General features: G+C 37.8%; 18 protein-coding genes and 1 tRNA gene. 7 read left to right on the top strand and 12 right to left on the bottom strand.

Annotated elements, in window-relative coordinates; genetic code table 11:
• Window positions 1–14: 14 nt before the first annotated feature.
• The 10 genes from PEDSA_RS11835 to atpD form a co-directional block, all read right to left on the bottom strand.
• Complete coding sequence (locus PEDSA_RS11835; protein ID WP_013633389.1) at window positions 15–1520, bottom strand: 2-isopropylmalate synthase; 1506 nt, start codon at window positions 1518–1520, stop codon at window positions 15–17.
• A 113-nt stretch (window positions 1521–1633) separates the two neighbouring features.
• The gene (locus PEDSA_RS11830) at window positions 1634–3118 is read right to left on the bottom strand and encodes an ATP-binding cassette domain-containing protein (protein WP_013633388.1); all 1485 of its coding nucleotides are present in this window, start codon (window positions 3116–3118) and stop codon (window positions 1634–1636) included.
• Between the two features lie 110 nt (window positions 3119–3228).
• Window positions 3229–4710: a ketol-acid reductoisomerase gene (gene ilvC, locus PEDSA_RS11825; RefSeq protein WP_013633387.1), complete on the bottom strand. Its 1482-nt coding sequence runs from the start codon at window positions 4708–4710 to the stop codon at window positions 3229–3231.
• Between the two features lie 31 nt (window positions 4711–4741).
• The gene (locus tag PEDSA_RS11820; protein ID WP_013633386.1) at window positions 4742–5212 is read right to left on the bottom strand and encodes a DinB family protein; all 471 of its coding nucleotides are present in this window, start codon (window positions 5210–5212) and stop codon (window positions 4742–4744) included.
• A 2-nt stretch (window positions 5213–5214) separates the two neighbouring features.
• Window positions 5215–5817 (bottom strand): acetolactate synthase small subunit, encoded by a 603-nt coding sequence (gene ilvN, locus PEDSA_RS11815; RefSeq protein WP_013633385.1) that lies wholly within the window; start codon window positions 5815–5817, stop codon window positions 5215–5217.
• A 13-nt stretch (window positions 5818–5830) separates the two neighbouring features.
• On the bottom strand, window positions 5831–7579 hold the full coding sequence (gene ilvB / locus PEDSA_RS11810; RefSeq protein ID WP_013633384.1) for a biosynthetic-type acetolactate synthase large subunit: 1749 nt from the start codon (window positions 7577–7579) through the stop codon (window positions 5831–5833).
• Window positions 7548–9224, bottom strand: a complete 1677-nt coding sequence (ilvD, locus tag PEDSA_RS11805; protein ID WP_013633383.1) for a dihydroxy-acid dehydratase — start codon at window positions 9222–9224, stop codon at window positions 7548–7550. The genes ilvB and ilvD overlap by 32 nt, the downstream gene beginning before the upstream one ends.
• Window positions 9224–10102 carry a branched-chain-amino-acid transaminase gene (ilvE, locus tag PEDSA_RS11800; protein WP_013633382.1) on the bottom strand — a complete coding sequence of 293 codons (879 nt, stop codon included), beginning with the start codon at window positions 10100–10102 and terminating at the stop codon, window positions 9224–9226. The genes ilvD and ilvE overlap by 1 nt, the downstream gene beginning before the upstream one ends.
• Window positions 10103–10606: 504 nt before the next feature.
• Entirely contained in the window at window positions 10607–10855 is a 249-nt protein-coding gene (atpC, locus tag PEDSA_RS11795) for an ATP synthase F1 subunit epsilon (protein WP_013633381.1), read from the bottom strand.
• Window positions 10856–10944: 89 nt separating this feature from the next.
• Window positions 10945–12453, bottom strand: a complete 1509-nt coding sequence (gene atpD / locus PEDSA_RS11790; RefSeq protein WP_013633380.1) for a F0F1 ATP synthase subunit beta — start codon at window positions 12451–12453, stop codon at window positions 10945–10947.
• An 855-nt stretch (window positions 12454–13308) separates the two neighbouring features.
• Here atpD and PEDSA_RS11785 point away from each other — a divergent pair.
• From PEDSA_RS11785 to floA, 5 genes are all read left to right on the top strand, one after another.
• Window positions 13309–14532: an OmpP1/FadL family transporter gene (locus tag PEDSA_RS11785; protein ID WP_013633379.1), complete on the top strand. Its 1224-nt coding sequence runs from the start codon at window positions 13309–13311 to the stop codon at window positions 14530–14532.
• 27 nt (window positions 14533–14559) lie between these two features.
• Window positions 14560–15852, top strand: coding sequence for an SGNH/GDSL hydrolase family protein (locus tag PEDSA_RS11780; RefSeq protein ID WP_013633378.1), 1293 nt, complete (start codon window positions 14560–14562; stop codon window positions 15850–15852).
• Between the two features lie 142 nt (window positions 15853–15994).
• Window positions 15995–16903 carry an SDR family oxidoreductase gene (locus PEDSA_RS11775; protein WP_013633377.1) on the top strand — a complete coding sequence of 303 codons (909 nt, stop codon included), beginning with the start codon at window positions 15995–15997 and terminating at the stop codon, window positions 16901–16903.
• A 43-nt stretch (window positions 16904–16946) separates the two neighbouring features.
• Window positions 16947–17408 (top strand): redoxin domain-containing protein, encoded by a 462-nt coding sequence (locus tag PEDSA_RS11770; protein ID WP_013633376.1) that lies wholly within the window; start codon window positions 16947–16949, stop codon window positions 17406–17408.
• Window positions 17409–17412: 4 nt separating this feature from the next.
• Window positions 17413–18402, top strand: coding sequence for a flotillin-like protein FloA (gene floA / locus PEDSA_RS11765; protein ID WP_013633375.1), 990 nt, complete (start codon window positions 17413–17415; stop codon window positions 18400–18402).
• Between the two features lie 158 nt (window positions 18403–18560).
• Here floA and PEDSA_RS11760 read toward each other — a convergent pair whose 3' ends face one another.
• Together PEDSA_RS11760 and PEDSA_RS11755 are read right to left on the bottom strand one after the other, a co-directional pair.
• Window positions 18561–18773, bottom strand: coding sequence for a Txe/YoeB family addiction module toxin (locus PEDSA_RS11760; RefSeq protein WP_013633374.1), 213 nt, complete (start codon window positions 18771–18773; stop codon window positions 18561–18563).
• Complete coding sequence (locus PEDSA_RS11755) at window positions 18755–18958, bottom strand: DUF2683 family protein (RefSeq protein ID WP_013633373.1); 204 nt, start codon at window positions 18956–18958, stop codon at window positions 18755–18757. The genes PEDSA_RS11760 and PEDSA_RS11755 overlap by 19 nt, the downstream gene beginning before the upstream one ends.
• Window positions 18959–20040: 1082 nt before the next feature.
• On the opposite strand from PEDSA_RS11755, the gene PEDSA_RS11750 reads away from it, so the two are divergent.
• Window positions 20041–20114, top strand: a tRNA-Arg gene (locus PEDSA_RS11750).
• 64 nt (window positions 20115–20178) lie between these two features.
• A complete protein-coding gene (locus PEDSA_RS11745; RefSeq protein WP_013633372.1) occupies window positions 20179–20751 on the top strand; it encodes an adenylate kinase in 573 nt (190 codons plus the stop codon).
• Window positions 20752–20763 lie beyond the last annotated feature (12 nt).

Raw genomic sequence — 20763 nt, 5'->3', positions numbered from 1 at the left:
TTCTTTTTTACTAATTAAATAAACTTGTTCACCGCGTCTAAATATGCTTGTGCAGATGCCTGAACAATATCTGTATGGAAACCATACCCCATATAAGTTTTACCATCGTAAACTAAGGTCATGGTTACTTTACAGCTATCGGTACTTCCGCCGTGAATAGAGTCGATATGCAATTCTTTTAAATTGATGTCTTTTCCGATAATCGCATTTACTGCATTAATAGTAGCATTTACCGGCCCGTTTCCTGTTGCAGAAGCCTCTTTTACTTCGTTTTTATATTCAATCTGAATGGTTGAAGTTGGAACTAAAGGATGTCCGCATTGCACCTGTAAAAGTTTAATATGGATACCATCTTTATAGTTATTGGTTCCTTCACCCATTAATGACAATAAATCATCGTCATTGATCTCTTTCTTTTTATCGGCTAAAATTAAGAATCTTTCGTAAACTTCTTCTAAATTAATCTTATCTGCTACATATCCTAAACGCTCTAAATGGTGTTTTAATGCGTGGCGACCACTTCTCGCTGTTAATATGATTTCGGACTGATTAATACCCACATCCTCCGGATTAATAATCTCGTAATTCTCTCTGAATTTCAATACACCATCCTGATGAATCCCGGAGCTGTGTGCAAAAGCATTTTTACCTACAATGGCTTTATTAGGTTGTACCGGCATGCGCATCATGCGGCTAACCATGCCACTTAGCTGATGGAATTTTTTGCTATTGATATTGGTGTATTTACCCAAACTAGTATGCGTTTTCAAAACCATGGCAACCTCTTCCAAAGAAGTGTTACCTGCTCTTTCGCCAATACCGTTAATGGTACATTCTACCTGTCTGGCACCATTCATGATACCAGCAATAGAATTTGCTGTTGCCAAGCCTAAATCGTTATGACAATGCACAGAAATAATAGCCTGATCAATGTTTTTAACGTTGTCCATTAAATATTTGATTTTGGCTCCGTACTGGTCTGGCAAACAATATCCATTGGTATCTGGAATATTAACCACTGTTGCACCAGCTGCAATAACAGCTTCTACCATCTGAGCAAGGAAAGCATTATCAGCTCTACCAGCATCTTCTGCATAGAATTCAATATCTTCAACAAATTTCTTCGCGTATTTTACAGCTTCAACACCTCTTCTCAAGATTTCCTCCCTGGTACTGTTAAATTTGTATTGAATATGCATATCTGAAGCACCGATTCCTGTATGGATTCTAGGTCTTTTTGCATACTGTAAAGCAGCAACTGCAGCATCAATATCTTTATTGTTAGCTCTGGTTAAAGCACAAATAATAGGCTCGCTAACTGCTTTAGATAATTCTACAACGCTTTGGAAGTCGCCGGGGCTGGAAATAGGAAATCCAGCTTCAATAACATCAACACCCAGTAATTCAAGTTCCTTAGCAATTTCTATCTTCTCACTTGTCGTTAACTGGCAACCAGGTACTTGCTCTCCATCTCTAAGAGTGGTGTCAAATACATAAATACGGTTCGGATCGTGTATCATATTTTATTCTATTTTTTAAGGCCTAAGCCCAGTTTTTTTAATTTTTGCCTGAACTTTATTTGTTCAAATCTTATTTGGAAGCCGGGTTTTATGTCGGCCTGTTGATTTCAATTTTAATTTGATGAAGAATATGCTTCTTCCGTAATATTTATTTCTTCAATCACTTTAACGTTTCCTTTATCTAAGAGAATTCTCTTTTCAAGTGTAGTTGGTAAGGCCGATTCATAATGGCCGACATAAACCAATGTCATACCGTTACTGCATAATTCGTCTACCAGACAGTTAAAGTATTGGGTTTGTTGCTGATCCAGACCCTGGCAAGGTTCGTCTAAAATCAGTAATTCCGGGTTTTTGATAATGGTTCTTGCCAATAATACCAAACGTTGTTTACCTAAAGGTAAAGTACCCATGGTCTCATTTTTGATGTCGGTAAGACCAAAATAGGCAACCAAATCGTCTACCTGTTTAGCTTTGGTATAAGGCAGTTCCAGTTGAAGACCAAAATTATCATACAGACCAGAAGCCACACTTTGCCATACAGTAGAAGACGTATCAAAATACCAATGGAATTCAGGAGAAATTAATCCAATACGTTGTTTAATGTCCCAAATACTTTCGCCACTACCTCTTCTGTTTCCAAAAAGATAAAGTTCATTGGCATAAGCTTGTGGATGATCTCCGTTTACTAAACTTAATAAAGTAGATTTTCCCGAACCATTGTGACCTTGCAAAAGCCATCTTTCACCTTTATTAACTTCCCAGTTTATGTTTTTTAAAACCTGTTTTTCACCATAGCTGATATTGATGTTAACCATCCTGATAATGCTTTCTGATGAATAATCAGGAGATTTCCTTAAGAATTCCGGAATTTCTCCTAAAGAGTAATCTGTATCTAATTGCAACCTGCCCGCAGAAGAAACCTCAACGATTTGTCCGTTTTCCAATAAAGCGAAACGATTGATGCTTTCAGGTAACTCTGTATCATTGCAGATTAAAATTAAGTTTACACCTGCTTTAGCAATACCGTCTAAAAGATCGTTTAAGCTTTTCCGGGAATTAACATCCAGTCCGGTGTAAGGCTGGTCGATGATAAGCAATTGTGGTTTTAACCACAGTGCTTTAACCAATTGAAGTTTTTTATGTTCTCCGCTTGATAATTCTATCAGTTGAGAAGTTTTTTGCCCTGCAAACCCTAAAGCATTGATGATAATCTCTGCCTGTGCAAAATCTAAACTGTTTTCTTTTCCAAAAAGTTTAAGTTCTGCTTCGACAGTGAGCGTCTCTTTAACCTGCAGGCTGGTATAGCGTTGCTGATAGTAGAAATTAGCAACACCTTCCAGATTTTTAAATTGATACCAGCTTTCTACGTACATGACACGAGCAGACAGTTTGCTGGTGGTATCAAAGTTAATATCTATATTTCCAACTGCACTTTGCGTACCTGTAATGATCTTAGCTAAAGAGGTTTTTCCACTTCCGCTAATTCCATTCAATACCCAGTTGTCTCCACGATTTATAGTCCAATTCAAATCCCTTAATACAACTTTATGTTTGTATTTCAGATTCAAGTTTTGGATATGGACGACAGGCTGAGACATTTTAAATCTTAGTTTTTTTTAATAACCACAAAGTTCGCAAAGAATACAAGGAGCGTAAAAAGGTCTTTGTAGAACTTTGCGCTCTTTGTGGTTAAATAATATTTATAATATTAAGCAGTTTTAATTGCTTTCATTGCAGTCATTGCTCCACGCAATTTTCTACCAACAATTTCAACCGGATGGTTACGTAAAACTTCGTTTACAGCAACTAATTCAGCATTATCAACAGAACCGTCTTTACCTTCGTTGAAGTTTTTACCTACTAAATCAGTATCAACAGTTTTCATGAAATCCGCTAATAAAGGCTTACAAGCCTGGTCAAATAAATAACAACCGTATTCAGCAGTATCAGAAATAACACGGTTCATCTCGAATAATTTTTTACGAGCGATAGTGTTAGCAATTAATGGAGTTTCGTGTAAAGATTCGTAGTAAGCAGATTCAGCTTTGATACCAGCTTCAACCATTGTTTCGAAAGCTAATTCAACACCAGCTCTTACAAAAGCAACCATTAAAAGGTAGTTGTCAAAATATTCTTGCTCACCGATTTTAGCGTCACCAGCAGGAGTTTTTTCGAAAGCAGTTTCACCAGTTTCAGCTCTCCATTTTAATAGGTTAGCATCACCATTAGCCCAGTCTTCCATCATTACACGGCTAAATTCGCCAGACATGATATCATCCTGATGTTTTTGGAATAAAGGACGCATGATATCTTTCAATTCTTCAGAAATATTGAAAGCTTTGATTTTAGCAGGATTGCTTAATCTGTCCATCATACCACTTACACCACCGTGTTTTAAAGCTTCAGTGATAACTTCAACACCGTATTGTACCAATTTAGAAGCATAACCAGCGTCGATTCCTTTTTCAATCATTTTATCGAAAGAAAGGATAGAACCTGTTTGTAACAAACCACAAAGGATAGTTTGCTCGCCCATTAAGTCAGATTTTACCTCTGCAACGAAAGAAGATCTTAATACACCAGCTCTGTGACCACCAGTACCTACACAGTAAGCTTTAGCTTGCGCTAAACCTTTACCTTCCGGATCGTTTTCAGGGTGAACAGCGATTAATGTAGGAACACCAAAACCTCTTAAATACTCAGCTCTAACTTCAGAACCAGGACATTTAGGCGCAACCATAATTACAGTAATGTCTTTACGAACCTGCATTCCTTCCTCTACAATGTTGAAACCATGAGAATATAATAGGGTAGAACCTTGTTTCATCAATGGCATAACAGCGCTAACAACAGCAGTATGTTGCTTATCCGGAGTTAAATTAACTACAACATCAGCAGTAGGGATTAATTCATCGTAAGTTCCAACTTTAAAGTTGTTTTCTGTAGCATTTTTCCAGGAATCTCTTTTACCTTCGATAGCTTCTTTACGTAAAGCGTAAGAAATATCTAAACCGCTATCTCTTAAATTCAGACCCTGGTTTAAACCTTGAGCACCTGCTCCAACGATAACAATTTTTTTGCCTTTTAATGCGTTTATACCATCAGCGAATTCAGAGTTTTCCATAAACTCACAAACGCCTAATTGGTTCAATTGCTCTCTTAACGGTAAGGTGTTAAAATAATTTGCCATTTTGTTATTTGTTATACTGTATTTAATTCTACTATTTTTTAATTAATTTTTTTTGAGCCAAAGCATAGCCTAAATGGATATTGTCATGTCCTGAAGTTGTAACAAGTACTTCTTCGAAAGAATTCATTTCCACCTTATAAGTCGATGTGGCAAACGATTGTACGTTTTTAAAAAAGCCTTTTTTATAATCCTCCCTGATCGATTCAATAGTTGATAAAGCAAGAGACTTTAGCTCATTAATTTCGTCGGAATTTATATAACGGGAAGGTTTAGTATCCTTTCTATAATCATCGTTATATTTTACTTCAGATGCATCGTTTTTAATTCCGGTACGAACATAGCAAAGCGTTTGTGTACTTACAACTATATGGCCGAAATTCCATATAATATTGTTATTAAAACCTTCTGGAATGCGATTCAACTCTTCAACAGAAAGAGAATCTACTAATTGAATAAAAGCCTGACGGGTTTGGATAATGAAATTAAAAACTTGTTCTGTCATTATTACATTGTAAATACTTTGTCTCTTTTGTTTAGATATTCATTTTCCGATGCCTGTTCGCCCGGAAGTGTATTTTCAAATTGTTTCAGCTTAGAATGGAAACCATCACTGTTTTTAATGATAGCCACCCTGGCGCTTCTTACAAATTCAATCAAACCATAAGGTTGCAATACATCTATCAGTTTATCCGTTTCTTCTCTGTGGCCTGTGGTTTCAAAAACAGTATAGTCTTTTCTAATCACAACAGCTCTGGCTCCATGTTCTCTCAATAAACGCTCTACACTAGCTTTTTCCGCTATGATATCTGTAGGGACTTTATATAGAGCCAATTCCTGCCAAACAATTTCTTCATTTTTGTTGTAATACACTTTCAGAACCTCAACCTGCTTTTCCAGTTGTCTCGCTACTTTTCTAACCACTTCTTCAGTTTCATGTATCACGATAGTAAATCTATGGATACTGTCTACTTCAGAAGGGGAAGTATTTAAACTTTCTATATTGAGCTTTCTACGACTAAATATAATAGCAATTCTACTCAGTAAACCAACTTGGTTTTCGGTATAAACTGTGATGTTATATTCCTGCTTTTCTATTTTTGCGTCCATAATGATTTACTAATTATTTAAGCCTGATTTCACTTACACTGCATCCTTGCGGAACCATAGGGAAAACATTGTTTTCTTTGGTAACCATAATTTCCAATAAGTAAGATCCTTTATGGTTAAGCATTGTTTCCAGGGCACCTTTTAACTGATCCCTTTCAGAAACTTTTTGTCCGTCTATATAATAGCTTTTTGCTAATGCTACGAAATCCGGACTGGTAATATTTACGAAAGAGTATCTTCTGTCGTGGAAAAGTTCCTGCCACTGTCTAACCATTCCCAGGAACTGGTTATTTAAGATAACAATTTTAACATCCACGCCACTTTGCATAATGGTACCTAACTCTTGTAAAGTCATTTGAAAACCACCATCACCAATAATAGCGACAACGGTTCTGTCCTGAGCTCCAAATTTAGCGCCAATAGCAGCCGGAAGCGCAAATCCCATAGTGCCTAATCCGCCACTGGTAATATTGCTTCTGGTATGATTAAACTTAGCATAACGACAAGCAACCATCTGATGCTGGCCTACGTCAGTAACAATAACAGCATCGCCGCCAGTTAATTGGTTCAGCAAATTAATTACTTCGCCCATAGTCATCTCACCTTCTTGAGGATTGATTTCTTTGTCGATACATTCAGCGATTTCTTCTTTTTCGTAATCTCTGAATTTTTGCAACCATGCTTTATGCTCTTTTTTCTCAACCAGCTCGGTTAAAAGTGGTAAAGTTTCTTTACAATCTCCCCAAACAGGAACTGTGGTTTTAACATTTTTGTCTATTTCGGCAGGATCAATATCTAAATGGATAACTTTTGCTTGTTTAGCATATTTGTCTAAGCGGCCAGTTACACGGTCGTCAAAACGCATACCTATAGCAATTAGTACATCACATTCATTCGTTAAAACATTGGGTCCATAGTTACCATGCATACCCAACATACCCACGTTTAACTCGTGATCTGTAGGAATAGCACCAGCGCCCATAATTGTCCACGCCGAAGGGATACCTGCTTTTTCTATAAAAGCTTTAAACTCTGCTTCTGCATTTCCCAATAAAACACCTTGTCCAAATAAAACAAAAGGTTTTTCAGCTTTATTGATTAATTCAGCAGCTTGTTCTACATATTCTTTTCTTACAATTGGGGCAGGTCTGTAGCTTCTGATGTGATCACATTTTTTGTAGCCATAGTAATCTGTCAATTGCAATTGAGCATTCTTTGTAATATCAATTAATACAGGTCCCGGTCTTCCTGTTCTTGCGATATAGAAAGCCTTAGCCATTACTTCCTCAATTTCAGAAGCATCGGTAATCTGGTAATTCCATTTAGTTACCGGTGTAGTGATATTGATTACGTCAGTCTCCTGAAAAGCATCTGTACCCAATAAATGAGCAAATACCTGTCCGGTGATAGCAACCATTGGAGTGCTATCTATTTGGGCATCTGCTAAACCAGTAATCAGGTTAGTCGCACCTGGTCCGCTGGTTGCGAAAACCACACCCACTTTACCAGAAGTTCTGGCATAACCTTGTGCGGCGTGGGTAGCACCTTGTTCATGTCTAACCAAAACATGATGCAGTTTATCTTCGTAATCAAATAAAGCATCATATATCGGCATTATCGCGCCTCCAGGATAGCCGAATATCGTATCAACATTTTCCTCGATAAGGCACTTAAGTACAATTTCTTGACCTTTTAGTTGTTGAACTGCTACAGTAGCAGTTTCTTCCGGACTAGTGGTCAGTAACACATCCTTTTGTTGCATTTTCTACACTTTTAAAATATTTATACAATACCCCTCTTTTAACCGGAGGTTCTGGTTGTTTCCATTGTGCTCTTCTTGCAGCTAATTCCTCGTCAGAAAGCAATACATTAATTGTATTGGTAGTTGCATCGATTTCTATGATATCCTCGTCCTGAATTAATGCAATTGTACCTCCCTCGTAAGCTTCCGGTACAATGTGTCCCACAACGAAACCATGTGTACCACCAGAGAAACGACCATCGGTAATTAACGCTACAGAAGAACCCAGTCCGGCACCAATGATGGCAGCAGTAGGTTTTAACATTTCCGACATACCAGGCCCTCCTTTTGGCCCTACGTAACGGATTACTACTACATCACCAGCTTTTACTTTTCCTGAAGAAATACCCTGAATCAATTCACTTTCACCGTTAAAGGTACGGGCTGTCCCTTTAAAGCGTTCGCCTTCTTTTCCGGAAATCTTTGCTACAGAACCTTCAGTAGCCACATTTCCGTAAAGCATTTGTAAGTGTCCGGTCGCTTTTATAGGTTTTTCCAATGGGAAAATCACTTTTTGATTTTCAAACTCGATATCAGGTACCGATTCTAAGTTTTCAGCAATCGTTTTTCCTGTTACAGTTAAACAATCTCCGTGGATTAATCCTTTGTTCAGTAAGTATTTCATTACCATAGGAACACCACCAATATTGTGAAGATCTTCCATCAGGTATTTTCCGCTTGGTTTCAAGTCTGCCAATACAGGGATTCTATCACTGATATCCTGGAAATCTTTTAATGTCAACTCCAAACCAACAGAATCAGCCATTGCAATCATATGCAATACCGCATTAGTACTACCTCCTAAAACCATAATAACCGTAATCGCGTTTTCAAAAGCTTTTTTGGTTAGGATATCGCTAGGCTTAATATCTTTCTCTAATAAGATTTTAATATATTTTCCAGCTTCTCTACATTCGTTTATTTTTTCCTGACTTAAAGCCGGATTAGACGAACTGTAAGGTAAACTCATACCCATTGCTTCAATTGCAGAAGACATGGTATTTGCGGTGTACATTCCGCCACAAGCACCGGCACCGGGGCAGGCATGCTCAATAACACCCTGATAATCTTCGTCGCTTAAGTTTCCGGCAAGTTTCTGACCCAATGCTTCAAAAGCAGAAACAATATTAAGAGCTTCTCCTTTGTATTCTCCGGGATGGATAGAACCACCGTAAACCATAATAGAAGGACGGTTTAATCTCGCCATTGCAATTAAAGATCCAGGCATGTTTTTATCACAACCAGGTACGGTAATTAAACCATCATAAAAATGAGCACCGGTAACAGTTTCTATAGAGTCGGCAATTAAATCTCTTGATACCAGGGAATATCTCATGCCCGTAGTGCCGTTGGTAATACCATCGCTTACACCAATGGTATGGAATGTTAAACCGACCAGACCATTATCCCAGACACCTTTTTTTACTTCTGCGGCCAGGCCGTTTAAGTGCATATTGCAATTGTTTCCATCATAACCCATGCTGGCAATACCGACTTGTGCTTTAGACATGTCAGCAGTAGTTAGGCCTATGGCATAAAGTTGAGCCTGTGAGGCAGGTTGCGTTTTGTCTTGAGTAATTGTCTTACTGTACTTGTTTAATTCCATTATATTATAACCTCGTAACTTAATTTATCCAATACTAATTTTTTATATGCTCTTTGAAGTGTAGCTCCAACACTATCTTCGAAATTTAATCTGTAAGGTACATCGTCCACAGAACCAATGCCCACGACTTCTGCAGCGGTGCTGCACAGGAATGCGCTGTCTGCATCTTTAAACTCTTCTGGTGTTATATCTTTTTCTATAACGTCTATATCAAAAGACTTTGCAATCCGAATTAAGGTTGCTCTTGTTATTCCCGCCAGTATATATTCTGAAGAAGCCGGAGTATATATTTTTCCATCCTTCTCACAGAAAAGATTTGCGCCCGGTGTTTCGGCTACAAAGCCTCTTTCATCTAACTGAATGGCATCATCATAGCCATTATTTGTAGCCTCTGTTGTTGCTATGATAGAGTTGATGTAGTTTCCGGTAATCTTGGCATCGATAGGAGATGTCTTCGGACTTGATCTTCTATGCGAAGAAATACAAGTATTCAATAGCTTATTGCCATTATAAAAGTCCCACTCCCAAGCCATTATGGTGATATCAGCTACATCATTAATTTTCAAATCCATGCCTCTCCCGGTTGTTACCAGAGGTCTTATATAGGCATTGTCCAATTTGTTGAGTTCCAATAGACGGTAAGAAGCCCTGATTAATTCGTAAACATCTCTTTTAAAAGGAATCCCTATCTTTTCGCAAGATTTCATCAAGCGTTCGAAATGTTCTTTTGCTTTGAAAATCTTTACACCATTGTCTGTAACATAAGAGCGTAACCCCTCAAAAACTCCAAAACCATAATGTACACTCTGACTGAAAATGTCGATGCCCGTGGATGTAGATTCCACAAACTCTCCTTTAGTGTATATGTATTTTTTCATCTTTGTTACAATTGAAATTTACTCAAAAAAAATGCCTCCACTAAGAAGGCATTTTTAAATATCTATTATATTTTATCTAAAACATGCCTTCTGCATACCACCTAAAATCAGGCGAATGACCAATAAGAAAATTAAGTTGATAATGACCAGCATGTTGATAATGTATTATATCAGTAATATCATTTTGATTGTTGTAAGGTAATATATCCTTTAATTAATGTCAATAGCTCCCAGAAAAAAGTTAAAAAAAAATAATGTGTCAAATTTATATTAAAAACATTCTTATTATTTTGTAATGAAATATTTGTTTAGAATTTAATTCTTATCGTTCTGAACCAAACATCAAAATGGTATTCGGTATAAAAGCTATGCTTGCATAGTTTGTGGTGCTGATTCTTCCTGAAATGACAAAAAGTGTAAAAAAAGTGATAGAAATCAGGATAGATATAAAAAGAAAAGGTTGGCAAATTTTGCCAACCTTTAATATCTGTAAATTATTAAAGATTACTGTTGCTGAGCACTCTCGGCAAGTAAAATAATCTTATTATTAATCACTTCAATAACTCCGCCAGTAATTAAGAACTTTTGTTCATTGCTTCCATTTCTCACAATCACTTTTCCTTTCTCTAAAGTAGAGATAATAGGAGCATGGTTGTTCAGAACTTCAAAAGAACCTTGAGTCCCAGGAACAGTTACCGAAGTAATGTTGCCGTCAAATACTTTTTTATCTGGAGTTAATATTTCTAAAATCATATCTTTTAAGTATCTAGTAGAAAGTACTTAGTATCAAGATTCAAGATAATCAAACGTCCCGATACTTGATACTAGCTACCTGATTCTATTTACGCGTTTGCTTCAGCTAATAATTTCTTACCTTTTTCAATCGCATCTTCAATGCTTCCAACTAAGTTGAATGCTGCTTCTGGATATTCATCCACTTCACCATCCATAATCATGTTGAAACCTTTGATAGTATCTTTAATGTCTACAAGAACACCTTTTAAACCTGTAAACTGTTCAGCAACGTGGAAAGGCTGAGATAAGAAACGTTGTACCCTTCTAGCTCTGGCTACAGTTAATTTATCTTCCTCAGATAACTCATCCATACCTAAGATAGCGATGATATCTTGTAATTCTTTATAACGTTGTAAGATTTCTTTTACTCTTTGTGCACAAGCATAATGCTCTGGGCCAACAACTGCAGGAGTCAGGATTCTTGAAGTAGAATCTAATGGATCAACCGCAGGGTAGATACCTAACTCAGCAATTTTACGAGAAAGTACTGTAGTAGCATCTAAGTGGGCGAAAGTAGTAGCAGGAGCAGGGTCAGTCAAGTCATCCGCAGGAACGTATACCGCCTGTACAGATGTGATAGAACCTCTCTTGGTTGAAGTGATACGCTCTTGCATCGCACCCATCTCTGTTGCTAATGTTGGTTGGTAACCTACCGCAGAAGGCATACGGCCTAAAAGTGCAGACACCTCTGAACCAGCCTGAGTGAAACGGAAGATATTATCGATAAAGAATAATACGTCTTTACCTTGTCCATCATCTTCGCCATCACGGAAATATTCCGCAACAGTTAAACCAGATAAAGCAACACGCGCTCTTGCACCTGGAGGCTCGTTCATCTGACCGAAAACGAATGTACATTTAGAATCCTTCATTAACTCTTTGTCAACTTTAGAAAGATCCCATCCGCCATTCTCCATAGAATGCATAAACTCATCACCGTATTTGATAATACCAGACTCCAGCATCTCACGCAATAAGTCATTACCTTCACGAGTACGCTCACCTACACCAGCAAATACAGAAAGACCACCGTGTCCTTTAGCGATATTATTGATAAGCTCCTGGATTAATACAGTTTTACCTACACCGGCACCACCAAATAAACCAATTTTACCACCTTTTGCATAAGGCTCAATTAAGTCGATAACTTTAATACCTGTAAACAAGATTTCGTTTTCGGTAGAAAGATCTTCAAATTTAGGAGGTGCATTGTGGATAGACTTACCATTAGCTTTGTCTAACTCTTCAATACCGTCAATAGCATCACCAACCACGTTGAAAACACGTCCTTTGATGTTCTCACCGATAGGCATTTTGATAGGAGCACCTGTATCAACTACATCCATTCCTCTCACTAAACCATCTGTAGAGTCCATTGCAATACCTCTTACACGGTCTTCACCAAGGTGCTGTTGAACCTCTAAAACAATTTTTTGACCATTTTCTTTACGGATTTCTAACGCATCGTAAATTTTAGGTAGCTTAGAACCTTCGGCAGAGAAGCTAACGTCTACTACTGGGCCAATGATTTGTGCTATTTTTCCAATGTTTGGCATGTTATATGACAATTTTTATTAAAATCAATTGTTTTTAAGCCCTTTAGGGCTACTACTTTGAGTGTGCGAAATTACATTTTATTACTTTAATTCAAAACCTATTTTTAATAATTATTTCATATTTTTTTATAAAGATAGATTAACCGCAAAGTTGTACAGGAGTATACCAAATGTATCAGGAGATTTTGATAAGGGAGTAGAGGAATAAACACTTGCTGCCGCCGGTGTTATAAGTATCTTTAAGAATTAATGTCTTTTGTGGTTTATACGATTTTATCGCGCCTTACCGGAACTGGTTATAACCAAAGCTGGTACAGATCCGCCGGTTTGCTTACAATTTTCCTTCACTTTTCTAACAGTTTTCCTTCATAGCGTAAGACCGGCGTAAGAGAAACGTAAGCCAATCGTAAAAGAACCGTAAGAGGAACGTAGGAAAATCGTAAGAGAAATGCAAGCCAATCGTAAGCTTTGCAAGGGAGATGGTACGGAAGAGTAGAGGAGAACTGTAAGTAAAACAAGAGAGAGGCGAAGGAGAGAAGTTATCTGTATCAGAAGTTTTGCAGAGAAGTTAGAATATGGCTTGAATCTTGCTTATCATTTATTTTAACTTGGATATATGGCAAATTTTAACTTTAAACATCTGGTTAGAGCTCTTCTTAACGCCCTCAAAAGTTTATATATAAGACTTTTTCAAAGAAGAGAAAGAGCATTTATCGATTATGACCCATTCATAAAAGAGGCACTATTTATTTAGCAAAAATGCTATTTCTTTTATCAATAATTTTTATTATGTTAGCATAGTATTTATTATGTTAACATAATAAATTAAGCGATTAATAACCTAATATTACCACTATGATGACAAAAAAGATAGTTCTTGCAGCGCTATTAAGTATCTCATCTGCCTCGTTATTTGCACAGGGGTTTCAGGTGAATCTTCAAGGCCAGAAGCAAATCGGTATGGCTGGCGCAGGAGTAGGTTTGGCTTTAGATGAGGCCGCTGTATTTTACAATCCCGGTGCAGTTTCAATGATTGATAAAAATGCGATAAGTGCAGGTATCAGTCCGGTCTTTTTTAAATCGGCATTTTTGCAACGCGGAGGAACACAGGTAGAATATAACAGAGACGAAGTGGCCACTCCGATTCAGATTTATGGTGTTTGGGGACCAAAATCAGGTAGAGTAAAACTCGGTTTAGGCGTTTATACACCGTTTGGTGGATTAAATAACTGGGGTGAAGATTGGTCAGGGAAATTTACGATAACTTCACTTGACCTCAAGGCAATCTATATACAGCCAACTATCAGCGTTAAGTTGACAGATAATATAGGCTTCGGTGCCGGATTTGTATTCAATCATGGAATAGTTGATTTGCAGAGAAGGGTACCTATTGCAAATGATCAGGGCGAACCGGGAAGTGCACAGTTGAAAGGTAGTGGTAATGCTTACGGCTGGAATGTTGGATTATTCATGAAAAGCGATATTGGCCTAACCGCGGGTTTATCTTACCGTTCGAAAATTGTAACCAAAGTAGAAGACGGAGATGCTAATTTTAAAGTAGCTAGTTCTTTGCAGCCTACTTTTCCGACAAAATTTAATGCTGAACTTCCTTTACCTGGAACTCTGGCATTCGGTCTGGGCTATCAGGCGAGTCCAAAAACTCAACTGGCGTTTGATTTGAGTTGGACGGATTGGAAAGTATATAAGAGTTTAGACTTTGTTTATAATAATAATACCAGGGTTCCAAACACCTCTTCCCCCAGAGATTACGGAGATGGATATGCGATAAGATTAGGAGCACAGCATATGGCTACCAACAAATTTGCACTTAGGGCAGGAGCTGCTTATGTGGTTTCTCCTGTTAGAAGCGGTTATGTAACTCCAGAAGTTCCGGATGCGAACAGGGTGGTATTGACAGCAGGTATGGGATATAACTTTACGCAGAAATTTGGTATGGATATCTCTTTTATGTTTGAAAAGCTAAAAGAAATCGATGAAACCAATTACGAAACCCAGTTATCAGGTAAGTTTAAATCTCATGTTTATATTCCTGGTATTTCTCTAGCTTATAGATGGTAATCAATTGTTAAACTTTAAGTAGAAATCATGAAAATCAAAAATATACAAAACTGGCTTGGTGCTTTGGCGTTAATCGCTTTTGTTTCATGCAGGCCAGAAATAGATGTACCCGCGTCTTCTGCAGGTAGCGCAAATTTTTCAAAATATATTGCGGTAGGAAATTCGTTAACAGCTGGTTATGCTGATGGCGGGCTTTATTTGGAAGGTCAGAAAGTTGCTTATCCTAATTTGATCGCCGAACAGATGAAAGCTGTAGGAGGCGGAAGTTTTACATCGCCTTTCTTTACCGAAGCACAAGCTAATGGATCTGGATATGTAAAGCTAACAGGTTTTAATGCTGATGGCTCTCCCGTATTAACCCAGGTTTCAGATAAGCTTGCTTATAGAAGCTCTTCTCCTTTGCTTTTGACCAAGTATACTAATGAAATTCAAAATCTGGGTGTTCCTGGTATGAGTGTACTTTTTTCGGGGCAGACAGTGATGAGTTCTGTTGGGGGGAATATGTATTTCGAACGTTTAGTACCGGATGCCAACGCCGGAACCATCTCTTACCAGCAGTTCGCTACTTCAAAAAGCCATACCTTCTTTACATTCTGGCTGGGAAATATAGATGCTTTAAATTGGGCAACAAGTGGTGGTAATCCAAAAAATGATCCTACAAAGGTTCTGACTCCTTTAGCAACATTCACTGGATTGTTGAATCAGTTTGTTACTGCACTGACGGCAAATAACCAAAAGGGAGCTATCGCTACTGTGCCCGATGTCTCTGCAATTCCATTTTTTAATACGGTAACAGTTGCAGCTATTAATAAAGCTTTGGAAGCAAATCCACAATTGCAACAGGCGGGAGCAACAAAATTAATCATCAGAACAGGAACGGGGGCGGTACGGGCAGCAGTTGATGAAGATTTGATTGTGCTGACTTTTGACAGAACGAAGTTAGGAGTAGGAGGTTATGGTGTTAGCCCTTTGAATCCAATGGAAAGCGATTATGTACTCGATAAAGATGAGGTGATAACTGTTCAAAATGCTATAAAATCATTCAATTCGGCAATTAAACAGGTTGCTGATGCGAAAGGCCTTGCCTTTGTTGATACTTATGCAATTTTAAATAAGATTAAAACAGGTCAGGATTTCGATGGTGTACATGTTTCATCATCATTCATAACTGGTAATGCTTTTTCTTTAGATGGGGTTCATTTAACACCTATTGGTAATGCTATCGTAGCAAATGCATTTATTGCGGCTATTAATGCCAAGTTTAGCTCAACTATACCTAAAATCAACGTAGCAAATTATTCAGGAGTTAAGTTCCCTTAGAATAAACTTCTATTTGCATCTGGTGAATTTATTTTAGAAGGAGGATGATCTTGTGAAGATTGTCCTCCTTTTTAATTTTAGCTTCGTAAGGATTCCCGGTTTAAAAATTGTTCCTTTCATCTCAAAAAGTTAACTTCGGAACATGAAGAAAATCTTGGTGACAGGAAGCAATGGTCTGTTAGGACAAAAATTAACAGACGCCGTTTTGAAAAACAAGCAATTTGAACTTATCGCGACGGGAAAAGGAACGAATCGGCATCCTGTTAAAGAAGGTTATATCTACGAAGAAATGGATATAATCGATAAAGAAAGCATAGCATTTATAGTAAATAAACATCAACCTGATGCTATTATCAATACCGCTGCGATGACCAATGTGGATACCTGCGAAACTCAACGTGAGGAATGCTGGTTGTTGAATGTTACTGCAGTAGAATACCTTATTGATATTTGCCGGGAGAACAGCATTCAACTGATTCATTTATCTACAGACTTTATTTTCGATGGTGAGGACGGACCATATACCGAAGAAGGGCAGCCTAATCCGCTTTCTTATTATGGAGAATCTAAATTGGCAGCAGAACAATTGTTGGAGAAGTCAGGAATACATTATGCAATTCTAAGAACGATTATTGTATATGGTATCGTAAATGACATGAGCAGAAGCAATATCATTCTTTGGGCAAAGGGAGCCCTGGAAAAAGGAAACCCTATCAATGTCGTAAATGATCAGTGGAGAATGCCTACTTTAGCCGAAGACCTGGCCGATATCTGTTTATTAGCTGTCGAAAAAGAGGCACAGGGTGTATATAATGCTTCGGGGAAAGATCTGATGAGCATTATTGAATTGGTAGAAAGAGTAGCGGACTATTACGGGCTGGATAAATCCCTGATCAAGCCAATCTCTTCAACTACATTAAATCAGGCAGCTAAAAGGCCCAAAAGAACAGGTTTTATTTTAGATAAATCTATCAGAGAACTTGGCTACAACCCGCATAGTTTCGAAGAAGGAATTCGTATTATGGAGAAACAATTGGCCGTTTTACAATAAGCGGAATTATTATACATCACAATAACATTAATATTAAAAAGACATGGCATTAAAAGTAGGAGATCAGGCACCAGCCTTCACATTGTTGAATACAGAAGCGAAAGAAGTAAGTTTATCTGATTTTGCTGGTAAAAAAGTTGTTTTACATTTCTTCCCATTGGCGTTCACCGGAGTTTGTACAACACAATTGTGTACATTAAGAGATAATTTCGGTTTCTACGAAGGAATTGGTGCACAGGTACTAGGCGTTTCTGTAGATTCACCTTTTACATTAGCTAAATTCAAAGAAGAAAACAATTATCAGTTCCCTTTACTTTCCGATTTCAATAAAGAAGTGTCAAAAGCTTATGGTGCTTTTTACGAGGATTTTGTTTTAGGTTTAAAAGGAGTGGCAAAAAGAGCGGCATTTGTAATTGACGAAAATCAAAAGGTTATCTACGCAGAAGTATTAGAGAAAGCTTCGGATTTACCTAACTTCCAGGCAATAGATGCTTTAATTAAATAAAAATATGGAACCATCAGTAAGTATTATATTTATAATAGTCGGGGCAGTTGTAGCGATATCACTGTTTCTGTATATTCTGCCGGTAAATCTTTGGTTTACGGCCCAGTTGTCTGGGGTAAGGATTAATCTATTGAATCTGGTATTAATGAGGTTGAGGAGAGTTCCGCCTTCATTAGTTGTAAATGCTATGATTACCTCTACAAAAGCCGGACTAAATATCACCTCCAATGAGATCGAAACCCATTATTTGGCAGGTGGACATGTAAATAATGTAATCAAGGCGCTTATTTCTGCTGATAAAGCGAATATTCCTCTGGATTTCAAATTGGCGACAGCAATTGATCTGGCGGGGCGTGATGTTTTCGAAGCCGTACAGCTTTCTGTAAATCCAAGGGTAATCAATACTCCTCCGGTTGCAGCCGTTGCTAAAGACGGTATTCAACTCATTGCAAAAGCAAGGGTTACAGTTAGGGCAAATATCAACCAATTGGTGGGTGGTGCCGGAGAAGAAACTATTCTTGCCAGGGTAGGCGAGGGGATTGTGAGTACAATCGGATCGTCTACAAGCCATAAAGAAGTTTTGGAAAATCCCGATAGCATTTCGAAGGTAGTATTGTCTAAAGGATTGGATTCTGGTACTGCATTCGAAATTTTGTCTATCGATATTGCTGATATAGATATTGGCGAAAATATCGGAGCTAAATTGCAAACAGATCAGGCGGAAGCTGATCTTAAAGTTGCAAATGCCAAAGCCGAGGAGCGAAGAGCTATTGCTGTGGCGTTTGAGCAGGAAATGCGGGCAAAAGCACAGGATGCAAGAGCGAAAGTTATTGAGGCAGAGGCACAGGTTCCTTTGGCTATGGCCGAAGCCTTTAGAAACGGAAATCTGGGTATTATGGATTATTATAAAATGCAAAATATCCAGGCAGATACCGAAATGAGAGGTGCTATTGCAAAACCAGGCTCTTCTTCTGGTAAGACGGATAAAAAATAATTAAAGATTAATTATTCGTATTAGGCGGACTCGAAATATCTTCTTAAAGGGTAAGAGTTTTGATTCCGCCTTATCTGAACAATATTTATCTATTTCTGACTGTAGTGACCCATTGCAGAGATAACAAAAACCATTACAGTTTCTTCTTCAATTTTGTATCATAATCGGTCTTTTTGATTGATCCTTCGCGACCAAAAACCAGAAAGTTCATGTTTTAATTGTTCTGGGTTTCCGGTCCCTTTATATGGATGTTCAGAAAGTTCTTTGAAAATTTTTTCTATTTTTCTGATATTGGATTTATTTCCTGACTTATAATGTTTTTTTAGTTGAGCCAGAGCTAAAGCTTCTACTTTTACTTCAAACTTTCCCATAGATTATGCGGATCTATAGTTTTATAATCAGCCCGCTCTTCAGCAACTTTTATTGTCTTTACAAATTCCGGGTCATAATTTTCTGTATATTCTTTTTTTTCAAAGTTAATCTTAAGAGCTTTTAAGAATGCTTTGATAGCCTCCAATTGCTCTTTGTTTTCTGGGCGAACTATTAAAGTTTCCATAATCTCTAATGATTTGATTTATACAAATATAGTGATTTTTAGAATGGATAATACAAGCCAGCCTGACAAAACAAGTGTCACATTAAGTGCCCTCGAAATGTGATGCAAAGAGAATAGGTCAGAAAATATAGGAGTCACATTAAGGTTCTCGACATGTGTGCGGAGGTTTAGTGTTTTTTTGTTTATCGTCTGTCTTTCATTGTCTATCGAGCAACGAACATCCTAAAGGAGTTCGCCAAATTTTGTCAGGCTGAGGCACTCGAAGCCTTTTTTCTTTATAGGATCTAAGTATTAATCCCCCTGCACACGCTTCCGTCCTCATATCCAGACTGGCCTAGTTCTTTCCCTTCAGCTGGAAAGAACCAAAGAGCCGTGGCCCATAAGCTTTGTAGCTTCATCTAAATAGTCTTTAACATGCGCAATCCGGATATGCGCAAATGTTAGTGCATTAGCAATGCTTTCTACAACACATTGAATTGCTTGGTTATGCTATTCTATTAGTTAGTGCACAAAGATTTATTTGATTACGCTTCCAAATCTTATATACGCCATTTTCGTTCTATCAAGGGTATTGATTGTGATTTGCAGTGCTATTATGTCCTTCTACCTGCTCCGAAGGAGTTCCTTTGTCCCGAAGCGATTCCTTTGAAGGAAGAGAAGGTACCCAAAGGGCGAATAAAGGATTTCATCATACTGAATTTAATTAAGGATCTTTTTTTGCTAATCTTCAAGTCTGGCTAGTTACTGCTCGCTACTATTATCTTGAAACCAGTGCAATACTTCAAAGTGGAACTAAGGTGGGAGTATACTGGGAGTAAAGTGCTAGTAAAGTGGGAGTAGCAAGGTTGAATTGTCTTTTTGATATCTTTATAGATTGGTCACATTGAGGCTTCCGAAATGTCGAGGGAAGGAGTAGAGTAAGCCTGGGTTATAACGGCATTCGAACGATAGAAGCGGTTCGCAAACATCCGATAGCTAAATTTTTAAAATAAAATTTGCACTAATCGTCCTATTGTCTATCTTTGCATTCCCAATCGCGGGAAATGATAGATGTCTTGGATTGTAAGATGTCTTTTGAAATTGGATCTGTAGCTTAACTGGATAGAGCACCTGACTACGGATCAGGAGGTTAGGGGTTCGACTCCCTTCAGGTCCACTGATTTAATCAAAAGCCTTTTTGCCCCGGGCAGAGAGGCTTTTTAATTTCAAACCAAAAAACTATGCTAAACTTAGTACTATTTGGCCCTCCAGGGGCAGGTAAGGGCACCCAATCTCAGAAATTAATCGACAAATATGCTTTAATTCACCTTTCTACAGGAGATATTTTAAGAGCTGAGATAAGTAACGGAACAGCGCTTGGCTTAGAGGCAAAGAAACTGATGGATCAGGGATTACTGGTACCTGATGAAGTGGTGATTGGTATGATTAGCAATAAATTGGATGCTAATAAAGACGCAAAAGGATTTATTTTTGATGGTTTCCCTCGTACAGTGGCGCAGGCCGCTGCTTTAGATCAGCTATTGATTTCTAAAGGTTCATCTATTTCCGGAATGATTGCATTGGAAGTAGACAATGAAGAGTTGGAAAAACGTTTATTGTTAAGAGGAAAAGAATCCGGTCGTCCGGATGATCAAAACCCTGAAATTATTAAAAAAAGGGTAGAAGAGTATAATAACAAAACTGCTCCCGTAGCTAATTACTACAAAGAGCAAAACAAATTCACAGGTATCAACGGTATTGGACAGATCGAACAGATTTTCCAAAATATTGTTAATGTGGTAGATTCGTATTAGTAGGGAAATTTA

Source organism: Pseudopedobacter saltans DSM 12145, assembly GCF_000190735.1.
GTDB classification, from domain to species: domain Bacteria; phylum Bacteroidota; class Bacteroidia; order Sphingobacteriales; family Sphingobacteriaceae; genus Pseudopedobacter; species Pseudopedobacter saltans.
Note: the sequence above shows the minus strand (reverse complement) of the source record. Positions and strands in the feature narration are given on the sequence as shown.